Origin of the sequence: Parafrankia soli, assembly GCF_001854695.1 — a bacterium.
GTDB lineage: Bacteria > Actinomycetota > Actinomycetes > Frankiales > Frankiaceae > Parafrankia > Parafrankia soli.
The window spans coordinates 1-1615 of the sequence record NZ_MAXA01000161.1; the positions used below are offsets into that span (position 1 = coordinate 1).

Annotated in this window: 2 protein-coding genes; both read left to right on the forward strand. The window is 69.5% G+C overall.

Translation table 11 applies throughout. From position 1 onward, the window contains the following. The coding region (locus BBK14_RS38270; RefSeq protein ID WP_071062653.1) for a DUF2637 domain-containing protein at positions 1-1083 on the forward strand (1083 nt) is incomplete at its 5' end. Continuing rightward, positions 1083-1451, forward strand: coding sequence for a hypothetical protein (locus tag BBK14_RS13975; protein ID WP_071062656.1), 369 nt, complete (start codon positions 1083-1085; stop codon positions 1449-1451). The genes BBK14_RS38270 and BBK14_RS13975, both read left to right, overlap by 1 nt. The last annotated feature ends 164 nt before the right edge of the window (positions 1452-1615 follow it).

Consider the following 1615-nt stretch of genomic DNA (forward strand, 5'->3'; position numbering starts at 1 on the left):
CCCCCGGACTCGGCACCCGTTCATGACTACAAGAAGACAGTTGTCGACGACGGCGGCACTGAGTCGGCGTCGACCGTGGTGACCGACACCAGCCCCGAGAGGGACGGCAAGGCCGAGAAGGTCAAGAAGCCCAAGAGGGCGGGCGGCGAGATCGAGACGAAGCCCATGTCAGCCGTGGAGAAGCTGTGGCGCGTCGCCGCCATCGCGTTGACCGCGGTGATCGTGGCTCCGACCGCCCTGTCCGGCGCCCACCTGATCAAGTGGGCCGGCGAGGATGTCGCCGGCCTGGACCTGCCGTCCTGGCTGGTGTGGCTGCCCCTGGTCGCGCTCGACGGCACCGCCATCGTCGGCATCACCATGGTCACCATCGCCGCACTACGCGGCGAGCACGGCGGAGCCTTCCACCTTGTCTCCTGGTCCATCGCGCTGATCAGCGCGGGCATCAACTACGGGTACGGCACCAGTACGCCCGCCGAGTGGGACGAGTGGTTCTTCCCGGTCATGAGCCTGACCGGACCCGCACTACTGGAGATCACCCTCGCGTTCGCGCGACGGTGGAAGCGCATCGACGAAGGCCTGCGGTTCCAGGGCGTCAAGGTCGGCGACTTCGGCAAGCGCTGGATGGTCGCCATCAGCGAAACCTGGGGCGCATGGAAGATCGCCCAACGCGAGGGCATCCGCAACGTCGACGACGCCATCGCCCGCATGCGCGAAGTCACCCTGCTGCGCTCGATGACCGGCGACGAGGCGTTGCGCCTGGCCTTCACCAGGATCGGAAGCCGCGACGTCTTCGACGCCAAGCTGTGGCTGCTCGGCCGAGGCATCCGCGTCACCAGCAAGGACGTCACCCTGGCGCTCAAGCCGCGCGACATCGTCGACGTCGTCGCCGGCGCCGAGGAGGGCGCGACCGCGCCGGAAATCGCCAAGGCGTGGCTGGGCGAGGCGCCGAACGCGGCCGACATCGAGCGGGTGCGTCGCGAGCTGGACGCGGCGGTGGCCGAGGGCCGCGTGATCCGTGACGGCGACGGCAAGGGGCGCGGCGGCAAGGGCGTGCGGTACCGGATCGTCGGGGCGGCTGCCTGATGCCGACCTTCGAGGACTTCGTCCGCGAGAACACGATCACCGATCAGGGACTTCGGCCGCCGTGGGCTGGGAACGTCCTCGCGGCCCTGCGCCACGCCATCGCACACGGCTCGGGCGCGGACCGCCTCACCCAAGCCGAACGGGCGACCCTGGAGTGCCTGCGCCAGCGCGTCGAGGGGCGGCTCGGCGAGTCGTCCGCGTTCGATCGCCACTTCAACGGCACGCACGGATTGATCAGCAACGCCATCGACATGGCGCGACACGAGCCTCGTCTCGCGGAGCTGGGCAACCGGCTGGACGGAGTCCTCAAGGACTACTACGCCGAGCAGCAGGCGGCCTGGGGCGACAGCGACGAGGCGGGTCACTGATGGGCGCGCTTGCTCGCCGGGACGCGACGTCCGCCTGGGACGACATCCCCATGGGCGTCGACGCCAACGGCCAGACCGTCTACATGCCCCTCAGCAGGGTGCTGCTGAACGCACGCAAGGACGGCTTCCGCATCCTTCCCGATCTTCCCGACCTCCCCAGCACC

Excerpts from the sequence above, each read along its gene's own strand:
- BBK14_RS13975 (WP_071062656.1), top strand. The coding sequence starts at position 1,083 with ATGCCGACCTTCGAGGACTTCGTCCGCGAGAACACGATCACCGATCAG.